Origin of the sequence: Halorussus ruber (assembly GCF_004765785.1) — an archaeon.
Classification (GTDB): Archaea; Halobacteriota; Halobacteria; order Halobacteriales; family Haladaptataceae; genus Halorussus; species Halorussus ruber.
Genome location: NZ_SBIT01000009.1, coordinates 284,684 through 301,546, shown reverse-complemented (window position 1 = coordinate 301,546; position 16,863 = coordinate 284,684). Strand labels below are relative to the sequence as shown.

At 62.3% G+C, this 16,863-nt stretch carries 19 protein-coding genes and 2 tRNA genes; 13 read left to right on the top strand and 8 right to left on the bottom strand.

The window, feature by feature from the left end; all coding sequences use genetic code 11:
• Positions 1-106 precede the first annotated feature (106 nt).
• Positions 107-1,018, top strand: coding sequence for a DMT family transporter (locus EPL01_RS16065; protein WP_246045719.1), 912 nt, complete (start codon positions 107-109; stop codon positions 1,016-1,018).
• A gap of 488 nt (positions 1,019-1,506) precedes the next feature.
• On the opposite strand, the gene EPL01_RS16060 is transcribed toward EPL01_RS16065, so the two are convergent.
• Complete coding sequence (locus EPL01_RS16060; protein WP_135826286.1) at positions 1,507-2,958, bottom strand: DHH family phosphoesterase; 1,452 nt, start codon at positions 2,956-2,958, stop codon at positions 1,507-1,509.
• Positions 2,959-3,142: 184 nt separating this feature from the next.
• Between EPL01_RS16060 and EPL01_RS16055 the strand changes: the two genes are divergently transcribed.
• A tRNA-Lys gene (locus EPL01_RS16055) sits at positions 3,143-3,216 on the top strand.
• Positions 3,217-3,497: 281 nt separating this feature from the next.
• Here EPL01_RS16055 and EPL01_RS16050 read toward each other — a convergent pair.
• From EPL01_RS16050 to EPL01_RS16040, 4 genes are all read right to left on the bottom strand, one after another.
• Positions 3,498-3,944: an ATP-binding protein gene (locus EPL01_RS16050; RefSeq protein ID WP_135826285.1), complete on the bottom strand. Its 447-nt coding sequence runs from the start codon at positions 3,942-3,944 to the stop codon at positions 3,498-3,500.
• On the bottom strand, positions 3,941-4,261 hold the full coding sequence (locus EPL01_RS16045; protein WP_135826284.1) for a hypothetical protein: 321 nt from the start codon (positions 4,259-4,261) through the stop codon (positions 3,941-3,943). Before EPL01_RS16045 ends, EPL01_RS16050 begins: the two co-directional genes overlap by 4 nt.
• A 70-nt stretch (positions 4,262-4,331) precedes the next feature.
• Positions 4,332-4,460, bottom strand: coding sequence for a hypothetical protein (locus EPL01_RS22510; RefSeq protein WP_281275379.1), 129 nt, complete (start codon positions 4,458-4,460; stop codon positions 4,332-4,334).
• A 15-nt stretch (positions 4,461-4,475) separates the two neighbouring features.
• Positions 4,476-4,706 (bottom strand): DUF7979 domain-containing protein, encoded by a 231-nt coding sequence (locus EPL01_RS16040; RefSeq protein WP_135826283.1) that lies wholly within the window; start codon positions 4,704-4,706, stop codon positions 4,476-4,478.
• On the opposite strand from EPL01_RS16040, the gene coxB reads away from it, so the two are divergent.
• On the top strand, positions 4,698-5,507 hold the full coding sequence (gene coxB, locus EPL01_RS16035; protein WP_449272274.1) for a cytochrome c oxidase subunit II: 810 nt from the start codon (positions 4,698-4,700) through the stop codon (positions 5,505-5,507). The two genes, EPL01_RS16040 and coxB, sit on opposite strands and share 9 nt — an antisense overlap.
• Positions 5,508-5,510: 3 nt before the next feature.
• Here coxB and EPL01_RS16030 read toward each other — a convergent pair whose 3' ends face one another.
• Together EPL01_RS16030 and guaB are read right to left on the bottom strand one after the other, a co-directional pair.
• Positions 5,511-5,957 (bottom strand): GNAT family N-acetyltransferase, encoded by a 447-nt coding sequence (locus tag EPL01_RS16030; protein ID WP_135826281.1) that lies wholly within the window; start codon positions 5,955-5,957, stop codon positions 5,511-5,513.
• A gap of 427 nt (positions 5,958-6,384) precedes the next feature.
• On the bottom strand, positions 6,385-7,878 hold the full coding sequence (guaB, locus tag EPL01_RS16025) for an IMP dehydrogenase (protein WP_135826280.1): 1,494 nt from the start codon (positions 7,876-7,878) through the stop codon (positions 6,385-6,387).
• A gap of 276 nt (positions 7,879-8,154) precedes the next feature.
• Between guaB and EPL01_RS16020 the strand changes: the two genes are divergently transcribed.
• The 4 genes from EPL01_RS16020 (at position 8,155) to EPL01_RS21790 (ending at position 9,917) form a co-directional block, all read left to right on the top strand.
• Positions 8,155-8,376 (top strand): DUF8099 family protein, encoded by a 222-nt coding sequence (locus tag EPL01_RS16020; RefSeq protein WP_135826279.1) that lies wholly within the window; start codon positions 8,155-8,157, stop codon positions 8,374-8,376.
• Between the two features lie 6 nt (positions 8,377-8,382).
• Positions 8,383-9,324: a DUF5794 domain-containing protein gene (locus tag EPL01_RS16015; RefSeq protein WP_135826278.1), complete on the top strand. Its 942-nt coding sequence runs from the start codon at positions 8,383-8,385 to the stop codon at positions 9,322-9,324.
• Between the two features lie 144 nt (positions 9,325-9,468).
• Positions 9,469-9,696 carry a DUF5795 family protein gene (locus EPL01_RS16010; RefSeq protein ID WP_135826277.1) on the top strand — a complete coding sequence of 76 codons (228 nt, stop codon included), beginning with the start codon at positions 9,469-9,471 and terminating at the stop codon, positions 9,694-9,696.
• A gap of 41 nt (positions 9,697-9,737) precedes the next feature.
• Positions 9,738-9,917 (top strand) — tRNA-Trp (locus EPL01_RS21790).
• Positions 9,918-10,145: 228 nt separating this feature from the next.
• Here EPL01_RS21790 and EPL01_RS16005 read toward each other — a convergent pair.
• Positions 10,146-10,739 (bottom strand): hypothetical protein, encoded by a 594-nt coding sequence (locus tag EPL01_RS16005; protein ID WP_135826276.1) that lies wholly within the window; start codon positions 10,737-10,739, stop codon positions 10,146-10,148.
• A gap of 239 nt (positions 10,740-10,978) precedes the next feature.
• Here EPL01_RS16005 and EPL01_RS16000 point away from each other — a divergent pair, with 239 nt between their 5' ends.
• The 6 genes from EPL01_RS16000 (at position 10,979) to dinB (ending at position 16,729) form a co-directional block, all read left to right on the top strand.
• Positions 10,979-11,602: a hypothetical protein gene (locus tag EPL01_RS16000; protein WP_135826275.1), complete on the top strand. Its 624-nt coding sequence runs from the start codon at positions 10,979-10,981 to the stop codon at positions 11,600-11,602.
• A gap of 48 nt (positions 11,603-11,650) precedes the next feature.
• Positions 11,651-12,064 carry a hypothetical protein gene (locus EPL01_RS15995; protein WP_135826274.1) on the top strand — a complete coding sequence of 138 codons (414 nt, stop codon included), beginning with the start codon at positions 11,651-11,653 and terminating at the stop codon, positions 12,062-12,064.
• A gap of 244 nt (positions 12,065-12,308) precedes the next feature.
• Complete coding sequence (locus tag EPL01_RS22505) at positions 12,309-12,434, top strand: hypothetical protein (protein WP_255198431.1); 126 nt, start codon at positions 12,309-12,311, stop codon at positions 12,432-12,434.
• Positions 12,435-13,664 (top strand): RNA-guided endonuclease InsQ/TnpB family protein, encoded by a 1,230-nt coding sequence (locus EPL01_RS15990; protein ID WP_135826273.1) that lies wholly within the window; start codon positions 12,435-12,437, stop codon positions 13,662-13,664.
• A gap of 374 nt (positions 13,665-14,038) precedes the next feature.
• Entirely contained in the window at positions 14,039-14,944 is a 906-nt protein-coding gene (locus EPL01_RS15985) for an AlbA family DNA-binding domain-containing protein (protein ID WP_135826272.1), read from the top strand.
• Between the two features lie 216 nt (positions 14,945-15,160).
• On the top strand, positions 15,161-16,729 hold the full coding sequence (gene dinB / locus EPL01_RS15980; protein WP_135826271.1) for a DNA polymerase IV: 1,569 nt from the start codon (positions 15,161-15,163) through the stop codon (positions 16,727-16,729).
• Positions 16,730-16,863: the final 134 nt, after the last annotated feature.

The following is a 16,863-nucleotide window of genomic DNA, read 5'->3' as shown; positions in this document are numbered from 1 at the left end:
ACAATTGTCTAGGAAGGGAATAAAATCCCAAAAACAATCTAATCACGTCCCTATCGGGAACCACACCCACGTAACGACTTTCCGCGCCACCGCCGTAGCCGGTGAGGTGACCCGCACGCGAGACCTCACGGCCTTCCTGCTGATGACCCTCCTGTTCGGCGGGGCCTTCCCCGCAATCGAGGTCGGCCTGCGTTACCTCCCGCCGCTGGCGCTCGCGGCGGTGCGCTACGCCGCCTCGGCCGCGCTCCTGCTGGGGTACGCCCTCGCCACGACCGACTACTGGCGACCCCGCACCCGGGCCGACTGGCTGGCGGTGCTGGCGGGAGGAGTCTTCTTCATCGGCGGAAGCGGCCTCACCTTCGTCGGCCAGCGCTACACCACGGCGGGCATCGCCGCGGTGGTCTTCAGCGCGATTCCGATTCTCACCGTCCTCGTCGGGCACGTCCTCCTCCCCGACGAGCGCCTCTCACGGCGCGGCGCGCTCGGACTGGTCGTCGGGTTTCTCGGGGTCGCCATCTCGGTCCGACCCGACCCTGCGAATCTCGGGAGTGGCGTCCTCGGCCCCGCGCTCGTCTTCGCCGCCGCGCTGAGCGTCACCGTCGGCACGGTGCTGGTCCGGCGCGTCTCCCCGCCGATGCCCACCGTCGCGCTGACGGGATGGGCGATGGCCCTCGGCGCGACGATGCAGGCGGGCCTGAGCGCCGCCATCGCCGAGGAGACTGCGGCGGTTCGCCTCGACCCCGCGGCGCTTCTCGCGGTCGGCTACCTCGCGGTGTTCGCCAGCGGTATCGGCTTCGTGGTCTACTTCGACCTGCTCGCGCGGTTCGGCCCGTTGGAGGTGAATCTGGTCTCGTACCTCGTGCCGGTGGTCTCGGTCGCGGTCGGGTGGTGGTTGCTCGACGAGGCGGTGTATCCCTCGACGCTGGCGGGCTTCGGCGTCGTGGTGGTCGGGTTCCTCCTGCTGAAGAACCGGGAGTTGGCGGCCGAACTGGCGAGGTATCGAGGTGCGGCGAGGTAACCACGTCTGCATTTCGTTTCTGTCTTCGAGATTCGGGCAGTCGGTTTCGGTGGTTGTCGGGTTGCTTCGGTGGTTGTCGGGGTGTTTCGGTGGTCGTCTGGTCGTTTCGGTGGTTGTCGGATTGTTTCGGTGGTCGTCCGGTCGGTCCCGAAACAACCAACGAAAGCATCGAGGAGTTAGCTTCAGGCTTGAGCCGAGGAGTCACCGCAACCGCTCCGCACGGCACCGCCCCGCACCGCGACCGCGGACCTCACACCTCCCCAGCCTCCTCGCTCGCTCCTTTCAGTCGCTCACTCGTCCACCGTCAGAGGCAAGCTCTGACGAGCCTCACTTCGCTACGCTCAGCGAGACCTCGCACGAGGAGTGCGCGCAGTTCTGCGCGCACTCCCGCGCGCCGGACAGGAAAGTCAGAAAGTCGGGAACGTCGCAGATTCGACAGTCGAGCAAAATTGAGCGCCGAGAAGTCTCCAGAGAATCCGCGAAACTGATTAGCTCCCGTTGCTTCCCTCGCCGCTCTCGACGCCCATCGCGTCGAAGAGCTTGCGCTTGACGGCCTCCTCGGTCAGCGAGAGGAGCGTGTCGCGGTTGTCGTCGGTGGTCTCGATGCCGGTGAAGATGCCCAGCGGAATCTCGACGCTGGCCTGCGTCGAGTGGCCCGCGGCCTCGCCGATGTCGCTGAAGGCGTCCTGTAGCACCTTGCCGATGTTCATCCGGATGTCCTTCGAGCGCGCCGCGAGGTAGATGGTGTCGTCGGCGATGCCGAAGACCGCGGTGGTCGTGATGCCCTCCAGATTCAGCAGGTGGGAGGCGGCTTGGGTCAGGGCGTCACGGTCGCGGATGAAGCCAGCGTTGCTCACGAGGTGGCTCCCCTGCACCTCGCGGTTGGTGATGGCCTCCGCCAGCACGTCGAGGGTCTCGGGGGACATCGAGGGCGACTCGACCTGTTCGAGCGTGTCGTGGTTGGCGAAGGGGTAGAGGTAGGCGGCCGCGGTGAGGTCCGCCGGGGTCGTGTCGCGCTTGAAGTCCAGCGTCTCGGCCCGGATGCCGTAGAGCAGGGCGGTAGCGACCTCCTCGCTGACGTTGAGGTCGAACTCCTGAATGTACTTCGTCATGATGGTGGAGGTCGAACTCACCGAGGGCCGGATGTCCACGAACTCGGCCTCGTACTCCTCGTCGGGCTCGAAGTGGTCGATGAAGATGTCTACCGGTTGGTCGAAGGTGGCCTCGGTCGCCTTGGCGTGGTCCACCAGCGCGATGGTGTCGTAGTCGTCCACGTCGGCCTCGTCGTAGGGGAACAGTTCGATACCGAGGAGATTGACGAACGCCCGGTTCTCCTGATGGCCGATGTCGCCGATGTAGAGGATGTCGGCCTCGACGCCGAGGGTGTCGGCGATGGCTTGGAGCGCCACCGCGCTGGCGATGGAGTCGGGGTCGGGATTGTCGTGCGTGACGATGGCGAGTTGGTCGTCGGTCCCCTCCAAGACCTCGGCGAGCTGTTGGGCCTTGTACTCCAACTCGCCGGTTTCGAGCGCCCGAAGCGCCGAGTCGGCGATGACCTCCGAGGGGTTGATGACCACGTCCGCGCCGAGGTCGGTGAGTTCGTCCTCGGAGACCGGGTCGCTCGCGCGCACGACGATGAACTGTTCGCCGTCGTGTTCGCGGATGTTCCGGACGGCCTCCTTGTTCGCCTCCACGTCGGAGGCCATGATGAGGACGACCTCGTTGTCGGAAATAGTCTCGTAGAGGTCCTCCTCGCGGATGTCGGCGGTCTGAGCGTTGAGGTCTTGGTCGCGCAGGGCTTCGACGCGGTCGGCGTCGCGGTCGATGATGAGTACGTCCTTGCCCTGCTCCACTAGCTCCTCGGCGACAGCGTGCCCGACGCTACCACAGCCCAAGATGGCGTAGTCGGACATAGAGGAGATGGTAATCCCGGCGCTCATGATACTGTGGCGTAGTTTCGGGCCACACTTAATGTTCCCGAAGCCGTCCGTCGCCGGAATTTCGGGGACCGCGCCCGGACGCGACCGGATAGCCCTCGCCCGATTTCGACGCGAATCGAAAGCCGTAACAGTTCGGCGAAACGGAAACGTATTTACGTAACCCACGGCAAGGATGGGATGCATTGGGCCGGTAGCTCAGTTAGGGAGAGCGTCTGACTCTTAATCAGACGGTCAGGGGTTCAAATCCCTTCCGGCCCGTGCTACGACCTTTTACTGCACTCACGACTTGGGAGCCACCGGCTCGCAAGTCGTTCGCTGGTAAAAGCTCGACCAAAACCACTTCGTCACCCCCTCAAGCGCGCCTCCGGCGCGCTTTCGAGGGATTCCTTGGTCCGCTCGCTCACGTTCGTTCGCTCGCGGTGAATCGCTGCGCTTGGGTTCTCCGAACCGCTCGCTTGCGAACGCTAGCCCGGTTGGCAAATTGGGCACATCTCTCGATAAAGAAATGAAACCAATTTCTAAAGAAACGTATAGTTGTCCTAAAACCAAGTAAGGATATACCTCCCGATGGCATCCGCCGCTTCGGAGGCCGACAACTCCTCGGTGTCCAGCGCCAAATCCGGATTCTCCGGCGGCTCGAACCGCCCGTGCATCGCCCGCACGCCGCTCTCGGGAATCGAGTTCTCCCGCGTTCGATTTCGCTCCAGCGCGGTCTCCAGACTCGCGGTGAGATAGACCAGGTGCGCGTCCGGAAGCGCCAGAAAGCGGTCCTGCCACTCGCGCTCGAAGAAGGTGCCGTCGAGAATCCAGTCGGTGTCGGGGTCGGCCTCGGTCACGCGCTGGTACATCTGGTGGTAGGTGTTCCGCGAGAAGTCGTCGGAGTGGAGGAGGCGGACCTCGCGGCCCGCTTTTCGCAGTCTCCTCGCCAGTCGCTCGGCGACGGTGGTCTTGCCGACGCCCGGCGGCCCGCAGAGGACGAGCTTCACATCCTGCCCACGACGCAGGCCAGCAAAAAGCTCACGCGACTGCCGACTGCCGCCGACCGCCGCCGACCGCCGCCGACCACACTCGAACTTTTGTCGCTCGCGCTCGTCACCAGACTGTGATGGGGGCAGGGGACGCGCACGGCACCGAGCGACCGGAGGACCGCGGCGAAGACACCGACCACCACGAGCGGAGTCGCTGACCGCTCGTCGGCGCGGCGGGCGCGGGACTGCTCTACGCCGGGGTCACGCTGGCGCTCGCCGGTCAGTACGGTCCGGACCGGGACACTTCCGTCTCCACCGTCTCGCTGTACTGGCACTTCGTGGACGCGGTCTGACTGCTCCTCGTGGCGGTGCTGTACGTCGGCGCGGTCGTGGGATTCTGATTCTTCACCGAATCCACCGACTCCCCGAGTCGGTCTCGCTGGCGAGCAACCGCCGGTAGGCTGGCGGCGTGAGGATACCGGCGACGCCCAGCAGGATGGCGACGAGTCCCAGCGGGAGCAACAGCGGGTCCACGCCGAGGCACTCGATTCACGAGACGACGGTGACGTACTGCACGCTCTCCTCGTACTCGACCAGCGCGCCCCGCTCGAAGGCCTCGCGGTTCGGCGACGCCCCGCGAACGTCGGCCTCGCGGCCGGGGTCTTCGAGCGCCGTTTCGATGGCGCGGCGTTCGGCGGGCGAGAGGTCCTCGGCGTCGAGTCGGTCGAGCGAGGGGGCGTTCGGGTCGGTGGCGAGTCGCTGGCTCTCGGAATTCGACATGGGGTGGTAGCGTGGACAGTCCTCGGACTGCTCGTCGGCCTTGCGACGCCAGCGGCGGCCCAGTCGGTCAACCGGAACCTCATCGACCAGTTGAACACCCAGTTGCTCTACGTCGCGCTCCCGCTGACGCTGTTCGTGGAGGTCATCCTCGTCTACGCCGTCGTCCGGTTTCGGGACAACGAGAACCCGGAACCGACCGCCGAGGACCCGGCGCTCGAAATCACGTGGACCGTCGCCACCGGCATCGTCCTCGTGTTCGTCGGCGTGGCGGCGTACACCGTCCTCACCAGTCCGTTCATCACGCCGACCCCCGAGGCCGAGGAGTCGCGGGTGGAGAACGACGTCACCGTGGACGCGCTGGCCTATCAGTGGGAGTTCGAATACGAGGAGGCCAGTCTGACGACGCAGGACCTCCTCGTGGTGCCGCGGGACCGGAACGTCTCGCTCGAACTCCGGTCGGCCGACGTGCTTCACTCGATGTACGTGCCGGAACTCGGCCTCAAGCAGGACGTGTTCCCCGGCAACGACACGATAATCAAGACGAGAGTCCTCCAGACCGGCGAGTACCGCGGGTACTGCGCGGAGTTCTGCGGCGCGGGCCACGCCCGGATGCGGACCCGCGTCGTCGTGCCCCCCGACACGTATCGCCAGTGGCTGGCGGACCACGAGGGCGAGCGAGACGTGACGGCCCCGCCGAACGGCACGGCAGTCGGGTCGAACGGGACTGCCGTGGAGTCGAACGGGGCGGGAGTCTCGCCGAATAGAACTGTAGACTCTGCGGTCAGCACCGCCGAAAACTAGCGTTCAGGATAGCGACTTCTCCATCTCGACGTGGGGAATCCCGGCCTCCTCGAACTCGCCGCTGGTGGTCTCGTAGCCCAGACTCCGGTACATCCCCTCGACAGGGGTCTGGGCGTGCATCGTGAGCGTCGAGAGGCCGCGCTCGTCGGCGACGGCTTCGAGTTCGGCGACGAGGTCGCTCCCGATTCCGTTCCCGCGGTGGGGTTCCAGCACCGCGATGCGTTCGAGTTTCCCGACGCCCTCCTCGACCTCGCGCAGGCGGCCCGCGCCGACCGGGGTCGAACCCTCCCCTCCATTTTGATAGGCGACGACGTGGACGGATTCGTCGTCCTTCCCGTCGATTTCGAGCGACTCGGGGACGCCCTGCTCCTCGATGAAGACGGCCCGGCGGACTTCGAGGGCGTCGGCCTGCTGGGCGTCGGTCTCGGCGCGACAGACTCGGTAGCTCATCGGTCTGGCTACCTGTCCCACCGGCCTGAACGTTTCGGAACGAGAAATTTTTGGCTTCGGCGACCCAATCGCCCGCCGCAATGTCGGACTTCGAAACCTACACCTGCGACAACTGCGGTGACGAGTTCAAGGCGCACGAGAGCGCGAACGCCGCGGAAAACGGGTACTGTAGTCCGAAGTGCCAGACCAGCAGTTGAATCAGGCGACCGACTCGTCGTTTCGTTTTTTGTCGGGGTTCGGTTGATGTTCGGAGTTGGATAGAGGGACAACAGGAGCCGACAAAACCGCAGTGTCCTCGAAAGCCCTCGCGCGGTTCGCCCTTTCAGTCCGCCAGGATGGCAGCTGTCTCACCGAGCGAGACAGGGTGGTCAGGGTCGTCTACCCCTCACTCTCGCCGTACTCACGATTCTGACTCAGCTCCGGGCGTTTACTCGCTCGGGCTGTAGTTCGGCGCTTCGTCGGTAATCATCACGTCGTGGGGGTGGCCCTCGGTCTGGCCCGCCGAGGAGACCCGGATGAACTCGCTTCGCTCCTTGAACGCCGGAATCGTCTCCGCGCCGACGTAGCCCATGCCCGACTGCATCCCGCCGACGAGCTGGTGGAGTTCGCTTTCGAGGCTTCCCTTGTAGGGTTCGGCGGCCTCGACGCCCTCGGGGACGTACTCTTCCTCCTCGTCGGGTTCGTCCTTGAGGTAGCGGTCGCCGTCGCCGGACTGCATCGCGCCGACCGACCCCATGCCGCGGTACTGCTTGTACTTCTTGCCGTCCACGGTGATGACTCGGCCGGGCGCTTCGTCGGTGCCCGCGAAGTACGACCCGAGCATCACGGCGTCAGCGCCCGCCGCGATGGCCTTGATGGCGTCACCGGAGTATCGGATGCCGCCGTCGGCGATGACTGGCACGTCCTCCTCGGTGGCGACGTCCGCGACCTCTGCGACCGCGGTAATCTGGGGCATTCCGGCCCCGGAGACGACTCGCGTCGTGCAGATGGATCCCGGACCGATGCCGACCTTGATGCCGTCGGCGAAGTCCACGATGTCCTCGGCGGCCTCGCGGGTGCCGACGTTGCCGACCACGACGTCGGCCTCGACGGACTCCTTGATTTCGCGCGCGCCGTCGATGACGTTGAGGTTGTGCGCGTGTGCACAGTCGATAAAGAGAACGTCGGCACCGGCCTCGTCCACGGCGACGGCGCGGTCCGTCTCGAAGGGGCCGACCGCGGCCCCGACCAGCAGGTGCCCGTTCTCGTCGCGGGCGGCGTCGCCGTACTCGCGGCGTTGGAGGATGCCCTGCATCGTGACGAGACCGGTGAGGCGGTCGTCCTCGTCCACGATGGGGACGCGCTCGATTTTGTGTTCGTACATGAGTTCGAGCGCCTCGCGGGGGGTCACGTCCTCGCCAGCGGTGATGACCTCGTCGGTCATGGCCTCGCGGACCTCGTCGCTCTCGCCGACTTCGAGGTAGGGCCGGATGTCGGTCCCCGAGATGATGCCGAGTACTTGGTCCTCCTCGTCGATGACGGGCGCGCCCGAGACGCCCCGTCGGTCCATCATCTTGTCCACCTCGCGGACGGTCTGCTCGGGGTCGGCGGTCACCACGTCGCGGATGACGAGTTCGTCGGCGCGCTTGACGCGCTCGACTTCCGCGACCACTTCGTCCACGTCCATGTTTCGGTGGAGGACGCCGAGACCTCCCTGTCGAGCCATGGCGATGGCCATCTGGCTCTCGGTGACGGTGTCCATCGCGGCGGACAGAATCGGGACGTTCAACTCGACGTTGGTCGAGACGCGAGTCGAAACGTCGGCCTCGTCGGGTTCGACGCGGCTCTCTTTCGGGCGCAGAAGTACGTCGTCGAACGTCAACGCTTCCGGTACGCGGAGTTTATCGGTGAACGCTCCGGTCCGCTCAGAATCTCTCTCCATGTAAGGCGAAGGTAGCCCCCCGTCAAAAACGTTGCGAGATTCTGCAACCTTTACCATTCAGTCACACACCGATATGCACGGTCGTGTAACACTTCCACCGAGAGTGTAACACCCTCGCCGCGACAGTATGTCAGCAGAGGTATCTGAAGAACGTGGAAATACTGTGGTCATAGGTGTATATCTTTGACTCACTATTTGAACTTAATCTACTATTTTCTGTTGATTGGGGTTCTCTCTCACGCAACGTTTATGCTCCAAACCCGTTTTTTGTCTAACATGGACTCTACCAGTCCCATCGCCGCACGCATTGCAGGTCAGACGAGTGCTGACTCCGCAGTTTCCTGCAAACCGATTTTTGCGATGGGACTCCTTACACTGGTAGAGAATCTATTCGTGGGACGGCGATGGAATTTCGGCGAGAACCTCTCGACCGGCGACCATCGTAGGTACCGCGAGTATCACTACCGCTCGGCCGGTGGTTACGGCCACGCCAGCTAGTGTCCAATGAGTAGCTCACAGCATCCGGTCGCACTCCGCTTAGAGCAACAGGTAGGCGGCGCGACGAAGCTGTTAGCCACCGTCATGGGCCTCCCGCTGGTGGACGGCATCTTCCCCGCGCTCGTCCTCGCAGGGGGCGTCAGCACCGTCACGGGCATGTTGCAGGTCGGCCTGCTCGTCTTCGGCGGGAGCGCGACCGTCGCGGTCATCCTCGCCGAGATGGACGGCACGCCCCGCCAGCAGGCCGCCTCCGTGCTGACCGTCGGCGTCGGCATCGTCGCGCTCGCCGCGGTCGAGGCCGCGTTCGCGCCGACCATCGAGAGCGTCCTCCGCCCCGAGACGTTCAAGCGGTTCGCCGCGCTGGTCATGCTCGCCATCGCCGCGAAGACGGCGAGTTCCCGCATCGGCGAGTACCTGCCCGGTCCGGGCGTCATCGTCGGTCTGGGGATGATAGCCAGCTTCCAACCCTCCGGGTTCGAGCTGGCCGTGGTCGATTACGGACTCATCCTGCGCGCCACCGCGGCCGCCGCGACTGGCGTCGGGTTCGCGCTGGCGGTCGCGCTGACCTCGCCGTGGCTCCGCGACGTCGTGGACATCGACCGCTTCCGCTTCGGGAGCGCGGTCGCGCTGGGCGTCCTGCCCCTGAGCCTGCTCGGCCTCGCGCCCGGCAACGCCCCGCTGGCGGTGCTGGCGGTCACGAGCCTCCTCGCGTTCGACCCCTCCTCGGTCGAGTCCGAGGAGGCCGAGGAGTCTGAGGACGACACCGAGCAGACTGCCGCCACCGAGGCCATGAACGCCGAACCCACGGCCGAGACCGAACCCGCGCCGACCGGGGTCGCGCAGGCGGTCGCCACCGACGGCTCGGGCGGGTCGAGCAGTTCGGACGCCGCCGACGCGGGCTACGGTTATCCCAACGAGGACGGCGACGAGCGCGAACCGTGGCTGTGACTGAGTCGTAACCCGACGAAACTGGTTCTCGATGGCCGATTCGCTGATTCGCTCGGCCTGACTCGCCGACTGGTCTCGTATTCCCGAACGTCTGAGCGACCAGCAACGGGAAGGCTTACCCCGCCGGACCCGCTTTCGTAGGACATGGCCGACAACCGCGTCGTGCAGGGTCGCATGGTGACGCCGGTGGCCCTCGCCGAGATGATAGAGGGCGAGGACGTGATGGACGCCGAGTCCATCGAAGACACCGACCGCGAGTGCCCGGAGTGCGGCGAAGACGTACTGGAGGTCGGGTACATGCCGAGCGTGACGGAGTTCGTCACCGGCTGGAAGTGCCAAGAGTGCGACTGGTCAGATACCGACCGAGAATAAATCGAAACCCCTTTAGTGAGAATCCACCAACGAATGCCTGCGGGGTCGTGGCCAAGTCAGGGATGGCGACTGACTCCAGAGGCTACGCGCCCGGGACGAAACTCCAGCTGATATACCGAGCGGCCGACTGATCATCGGTCCGCGACGACGACCCTCTGGAGTTCCGAGGCGCACACACCGGAGATATCAGTCGATCGGGGGTTCAAATCCCTCCGACCCCACTACCTTATCGACTTATTCCTAACCCACAGACAGCGGCGGATTTCTTATAAAGAACACCCCTACCCCGTGGTTCAGTTTTCAGTCGTTCGGGTTACAGTGGTCGCTCCCGTACCGCGATTACATCCAATGATACCTCTCTCGACGCACCAATTGGAGTATCTCCGACTAGTGAAATCCAAGATAGAAAAGAAGTATGGAGTCGGTACAGACTGGACTCCGGCAACTTACTACTGATCTTGGTTTCCGAACTCTGTTCTGGCATCAGAAACGGTCTCAGCCATTAGCTTGATATAGTACCGAATGTCGTCTTCAGCATCTCCGGGACTATCGAGTTCTGGAATGAGGAGTCCTGTCTCAATCTCTATTCCATCTGGAATCTTGACATAGAATTTCTTTTCTTCTCCATCTCGGGTTTCGATTGTGTATCCAGAACCTCCATACTGGTCGCCGATAAAGATTGACTTTGCTTCTGGAGGAGCTATGCTCCGTATTTCTTGACCTGTTGCACTAATCTTAGCATAATTACTAACACTCGCCTCGCCCTCCTTCAGTATCTCATTTCGCATTTCAGAAATTCGTCGGCATACCTCATCCTCTCGAAATACCTTCTCTCTCCAAGCATACCACTCGTCGAAGTCCCGTCCATAAATCCCCCGTAGCTTCTGCAAAACAAAAGTAACAGACCGACCAAACACAACCGCATTCCGAAGCCCGATTAGCTTTGTTTGGCCCTCGCCTTGCTGAAACTGTTTGTATCCTCGATAGGCCGTTTGTAGTGTCGTCCTTGCATTATCAAGTATCTCCTCGGTCTCATCTGTCATAAGACCAGATAGACTGTAGCTTGACTATAATGTTTCTGTCTGGTTAATGGGACAGACAAAACAACCAACCGTCACGGCCTTCCTCGATGGCTGACCCGCCTGTGATACCTTGAAAATTAGAGCAAGTCAAGATATTCCTTCCGAGCCTGTCCTCCTGTTTCTTTGTCCGCACATCATGATGCTTGGAGCAAACCCCGCCACAACAGTAACCCGTCCTCATCCACTACCCAACACACTCAATGCCCACCCATCACATCGCCTCGTGGCTCGTCAAACACAGCGACATCCCGCTCACGGTCGTCAAGCCGGTCGCAACCAAACTCGGCATCTCGACCAACTACCTCGGCGCGGCGCTGTTCGCCGGGCAAATCGTCTACGAGAATCAGGGCACTATCGTCAAGTACGCCAACACCGGAGGAGTCGCCGTCGGCGGGTTCCTCCACGACCGCGCCGCCGAGAAGTACGGCGAGGAGCACGCCCTCACGGAGTACCTCGGCGAGAACGTGGCGGCGCTGAACGAGGCCTTCGAGGGGACCGAGGAGGAAGCCATCACCTTCGCCGAGTTCTACCGCCAGTTCCGGACGGTCGAGCGCGACACGCCCGACGTGGCGGAGGAAATCGAGATGCCGGACGCTCCGGAGGTCGGCCTGCCGGATGCCACCCCGCCGGACGCCCACCTGCCTGACTCCGCGCCGGACTTCGCCCTGCCGAAGGCGTCCGACCTCGCCGACGCCGGGCCGGAACTCGGAATTTCGGAGGCCGTGCGCGAGGCGGTCCCCGACCGGCCGGGTTCCGGGTCTGAGGACGATTCAGAGCCAGACCCCGAGGACGCGGTCCAGATTCCGGTCAGCGAGAGCGGGTGACGGGAGGACCCCAACCAACTAACTCCCCGGCCTGCGAACCCCCGGGCGATGAAGTCCCCCGAACACGCCACGCTCGGCGCGCTGGCGTCTGGACTCCTCGTCGCGGCGCTCCCCGAGGTCGGCTTTCCGGTCGAGGCGCTCGCGCTGGTCGCCTACGGCGTCCTCCTCTCGGTGTTCATCGATCTCGACCACTTCGTCGTCGCGCGATACCACGCGGGCGACTGGTCGCACTTCCGGCGGTGCGCCACCGACCCGAAGTTCGCGTTCACCGAGCAGGAGCGGGTCTTCGACGGCGTTGACACCCGGACGCTCGAAACGCATCGCCTGCTCTCCCACGCGCTGGTCGGCGGCGCGCTGGTCGGGGGCCTCGCGCTGGTCGCGCCGGTCTACGGCCTCTTTACCGCGGGCGTCCTCTACGTCCACGTCGTCGCGGACCTGCTTCGGGACGGCGAAATCGTCTGAGACGCCGGTTTTTCCGGAGTGGGAGAAAGCGAACTCGCGGACGAGCGCGACCGAACTGAAGTTTTAACTGTTTTCAGGCGCTAAGTCCCCTTCCTCAACGAGCAACACAGGGAGCGAAGCGACCGAGTAGCGCAGTAGGGAGGGGATACAGCGCTGTCATCATCTCCTAAACACTTTGCGACGACTGGCCCACAGGCCCACGTCAATCACAAACCTTATTTACATAAGTTATGTAAAGTATGTTGTGACAACGCGAAAGAATATCTCTATCCGCGACGACCAAGAGGAGTGGATTCAGGACAACCATCTGAACCTCTCTTCGTTCGTCCAAGAGAAACTGGACGAACTTATCGAAGAGCGAGAATCATAGATGTACTATAACTACAAGTATCGACTCGACCCACCAGAAACCCTCACCGAGACGCTTCTGCACCACGTCGATACTTGTCGGCAACTCTATAACCACGTCCTCTACAAACTCAACGAGGCAGACGAGATTCCAGCACGCTACAAGGTACAGGGGACGCTTCCCGACCTGAAATCGTGGTGGGACGACCTCGGAGACGTTCACTCGAAAGTGTTGCAGATGGTCGTCAAGCGCGTCTACGACAACCTCTCCTCGCTCAAAGCACAGAAGGAGAATGGGCGTGCTGTGGGAATGCTCAAGTGGAAATCGCCTCGGGAGTATCGGTCGCTCACCTACAACCAGTCCGGCTTCGAACTCAAGAATACGAGTGGTCGGCCTGTCCTATGGTTGAGCAAAATCGGTGAGATTCCGATTCACCTCCACCGCGACATCCCCGAGAACGCGACCATCAAACAGGTCACGGTCAAGCAAGAACCCACGGGCGAGTGGTTCGCCACGTTCGGTATCGACGTGGACGAAGCCACGCCCGAGAAACCGGAGAGTCCGGAGCGAGTCGTCGGGATTGACGTTGGTATCCTGAAGTTCGCACACGATACTGATGGAACAGCCGTCAAGTCGCCAGACTTCTCCGACGAGCGCGAACGGTTGGAACGCGCCCAACGCGAACTTTCGCGGAAAGAACACGGCTCGAACAACTGGGAGAAACAACGCAAGACAGTCGCTCAACGCCACGCCGACCTGAAGCGGAAGCGTCAAGATTTTCTCCACAAGTTGTCGAACTACTACGCCCGAGAATACGACTTGGTGGCCGTTGAGGACTTGGACGCGAAGGGCTTGGTCGAACTCCCCGGAAACTCTCGGAACCGAGCCGGAGCCTCGTGGGGGACGTTCCTCCGAATGCTCGAATACAAATGTAAGCGCGAAGAAACGCACTTCGTTGCCGTAGACCCCCGAGGCACGACCAAAGAATGCACATCGTGCGGAACAGAGACGGACAAACCGCTCTGGGTCCGCGAGCATTCGTGTCCGACGTGTGGGTTCGAGGCAGACAGAGACGCGAATGCGGCGCGGAACATTCTTTCTCGCGGTCTCGAAGACGTAGGAGTGGGACACTCCGAATCAATGCCTGTGGAGACTGCGCTCCCTGCGGATACACCCGTATCTGCAAAGCGCGTCGTGGAAACAGGAAGCCCCACCCTCACCGAGCGAACCGCGTCAGCGGTGAGCGAGTAAGGTGGGGTAGTTCACCCCGCCTCGTTTCCCAACCCCGGACGATGACTGCCGACGGGTCGCGCCTCCCCGGAACGCCCGACGAGGAGAGTGGCGACCCAATCGTCCTCCCCGTGGACATGGACTGCTTCTACGCGGCCTGCGAGCGCCGCAGAAAGCCATGAAATCTCGGGGTTTCGTTCGACAATTCGGCTCGTCCGCGTTTTAAATTCACTCGTTAGACCACCGTTTCAGTCTAGCCGTCTCGCTGTCTTGGACTTCAATGTAATTGAATACATCGGTACTCGAATAGGAGTAGGTAGCGGAGAATTTTACTGATACCAAAACCACTCAACGAAGAGCAAGGCCTTAGGAGGTGAAAGAAAACACTTACTGTAATGGATCTACCCTTTCCGACTGACGTAAATGAGTGGTCGTGGGAGACACTTAATTCTCTCTCAAACCAGTCTGAAGGTCAGTACCTTGAATACAAGGAAAAACTCCATGCGAAAAACGAAGAATCCAAAGACAAGTGGAAGAGGAGTTTAGAACGCGAAATCACTGCATTTGCAAACGCGAGCGGCGGTATCCTCGTTTTCGGTGTGAACGATGATGGCGGTCCGTCGCCTTTTGAGCCGCCAGAACACGAGGTGAAGCAGTCCGTTACTCGACTTGTTCAAAACACTACCCCTGTTGTAGAAACAAAGATTTCCGATCCAATTCAGGCACCGAGTGCTAATACTGACCGTATTGGTCTGGTGGTAAGGGTACACGAAGCAACCAGAAAGCCAGTTCTCACAGGAGATTCTGCAATCTATGTCCGTATCAACGACCGCAAAGAACCGATGAGCCGTGAGCAAATGGAAGCCATGTTCGTGGAACAGGATCGATACCAGCAGGCTATTCGTCAGTTAGAGATAGAGATAGATCGGTTCCACAATGCAGTTAATCCCCCAAGTCAGGTAGTGGAAGTTCACGGCGACTCTCCACCCGATTTCCATCTGCTGAATACTGAATCTCTCCGAGAGGTTCTTCAGGAGAGTACCCATCTCTATGCCGACGAGGAAACGAGAGAAGCCATTATAGACGTATTCGAACGCATACGACCGATTGACGATATTGAGGCCTTCCTTGAGAGAGTGCTTAATGGCCAGACTCAGTCGTTCTCCAACACTCAAGAGGAGTTATTTAGGAGAGAACGGAAAAAGCTTAAAAGAATGGTTGAACGATTAGAATATTCATTAAAACGATTAGCAGCAGTTGCAGACCTCCAGGTTGATCTCTTGGAAGACGAGACACATTAATCTGGCCGCTTTTCCGATGTACACCTACTAAATAAAAAGTGATCTATGTATTCATGTCCTAACTGTTATTCCCCGTCACCGAGGATTTGAAGAAATAAACCAGTCAGAAGCTGTTTTCGTCGTCCTCGGTGAGAGTTCATCAGAAACGTCTTCAGGGTATATTTCCAATGCGTCTCTTGACGTGATAGGTCCGAGTTCGGTCATAGGTATGCACTTATGAAGCCCTCGAAACGAGACGGTGAACTGGGTCGCTGGTCCGATGAGAGCCCTCGTGGGAGAAGTACGGAGGACGCCGACCCCATCGTCCTCCATGTGGACATGGACTGCTTCTACGCGGCCTGCGAGCGCCGCAGAGAGCCGAAGCTGGAGGGCGAACCGGTCGTGGTCGGGATGGGCTATGAAGGTGGCGAGACCCACGGCGCGGTCGCCACCGCGAGCTACGAGGCCCGCGAGTACGGCGTCGACAGCGCACAGGCCATCTCGACCGCGCTGGAGCGACTGCCCCGGAAAGCCGAGGTTGGAGAAGAAGGGCAAGCGGCCGACGACGCGGGCTACTACCGCCCGGTGGATATGGACTACTACGAGGCGGTCAGTTCGGAGGTCAAGGAAATCCTCCACGACTCGGCCGACGTAGTGCGCGAGGTTAGCATCGACGAGGCGTACCTCGACGTGACCGACCGAACCGCGTGGGAAGTCGCCGAGGGGTTCGCACGCCACGTCAAGCACCGCATCGACCGCGAGGTGGGCGTCACCGCCAGCGTCGGCGTCGCGCCGAACATGTCGGCCGCGAAAATCGCCAGCGACCACGACAAGCCCGACGGCCTCGTGGTAATCGAACCCGGCGAGGTCCGTGACTTCCTCGCGCCCCTCGACGTGGGCGAGATTCACGGCGTCGGCCCGGTCACGGCCCGCGAACTGAAGGAGTTGGGCATCGAGACCGCGGGCGACCTCGCCGAGGCCGACCGCGGGGAACTGACCGAGCAGTTCGGCGAGCGCGGCGCGGAGATGCACCGCCGCGCTCGGGGCGAGGACCAGCGCGAGGTCACGCCCACCGGCCGACCCAAGAGCCTCTCGCGCGAATCGGCCTTCACCGAGGCCACCGACGACGACGAGCAGAAGCGCGACCAGATTCGGACCCTCGCCGAGGCGGTGGCCGACCGCGCGAGCCGGAAGGGGGCGCTCTATCAGACCATCGGTATCAAGGCCGTGACGCCGCCCTACGACGTGAACACCCGGGCGAAGTCCTTGCCCGGTCCGGTGGACGAACCGGAACTGGTCGAGGAGGTCGCGCTCGAACTCTTCTCGGAGTTCGACGGCGTCGAGGTCCGGAAAGTCGGCGTCCGCGTCTCGAACCTCTCGTTCGCGGCGGGCGAGCAGGCGAGTCTCGGCGACGGGTGGGAGTCCGCGGAGTCCGGCGACGAGGACACCGAGGGCGTCGCCGAGAGCGACGACGAGCAACGCTCGCTCGGCGAGGGGTGGGAGACCTCGGGGGGCGGAACCGGCGACTCCGGCGATTCCGGCGACTCCGGCGATTCCGGCGATTCCGGCGATTCCGGCGACGAGAGAGCAGACGCGATGGAGCAGTCCGACCCCGACGGCCAGTTGTCGCTCGCCCGAGAGTGGGACGCGGCGGCCGAGGCCTCCGACGAGTTGGCGATGAACGACGGCGGCGAAGAGACGGACGCGGGTGGCGATTCCGAAGCAAACCTGTCCGACGACTCGACAGACGACCACCCGGACGACTCGGACCCCGAGGGGCAGGTCTCGCTCGGGGACTTCGGGTAGTTTTCGGGGCGAATTTCCATTCTCACCTTCTACTCCGGCGCTCGTTCGCTCGTCCGGCGCGCGGGAGTGCGCGCAGAACTGCGCGCACTCCTCGTGCGAGGTCTCGCTGAGCGTAGCGAAGTGAGGCTCGTCAG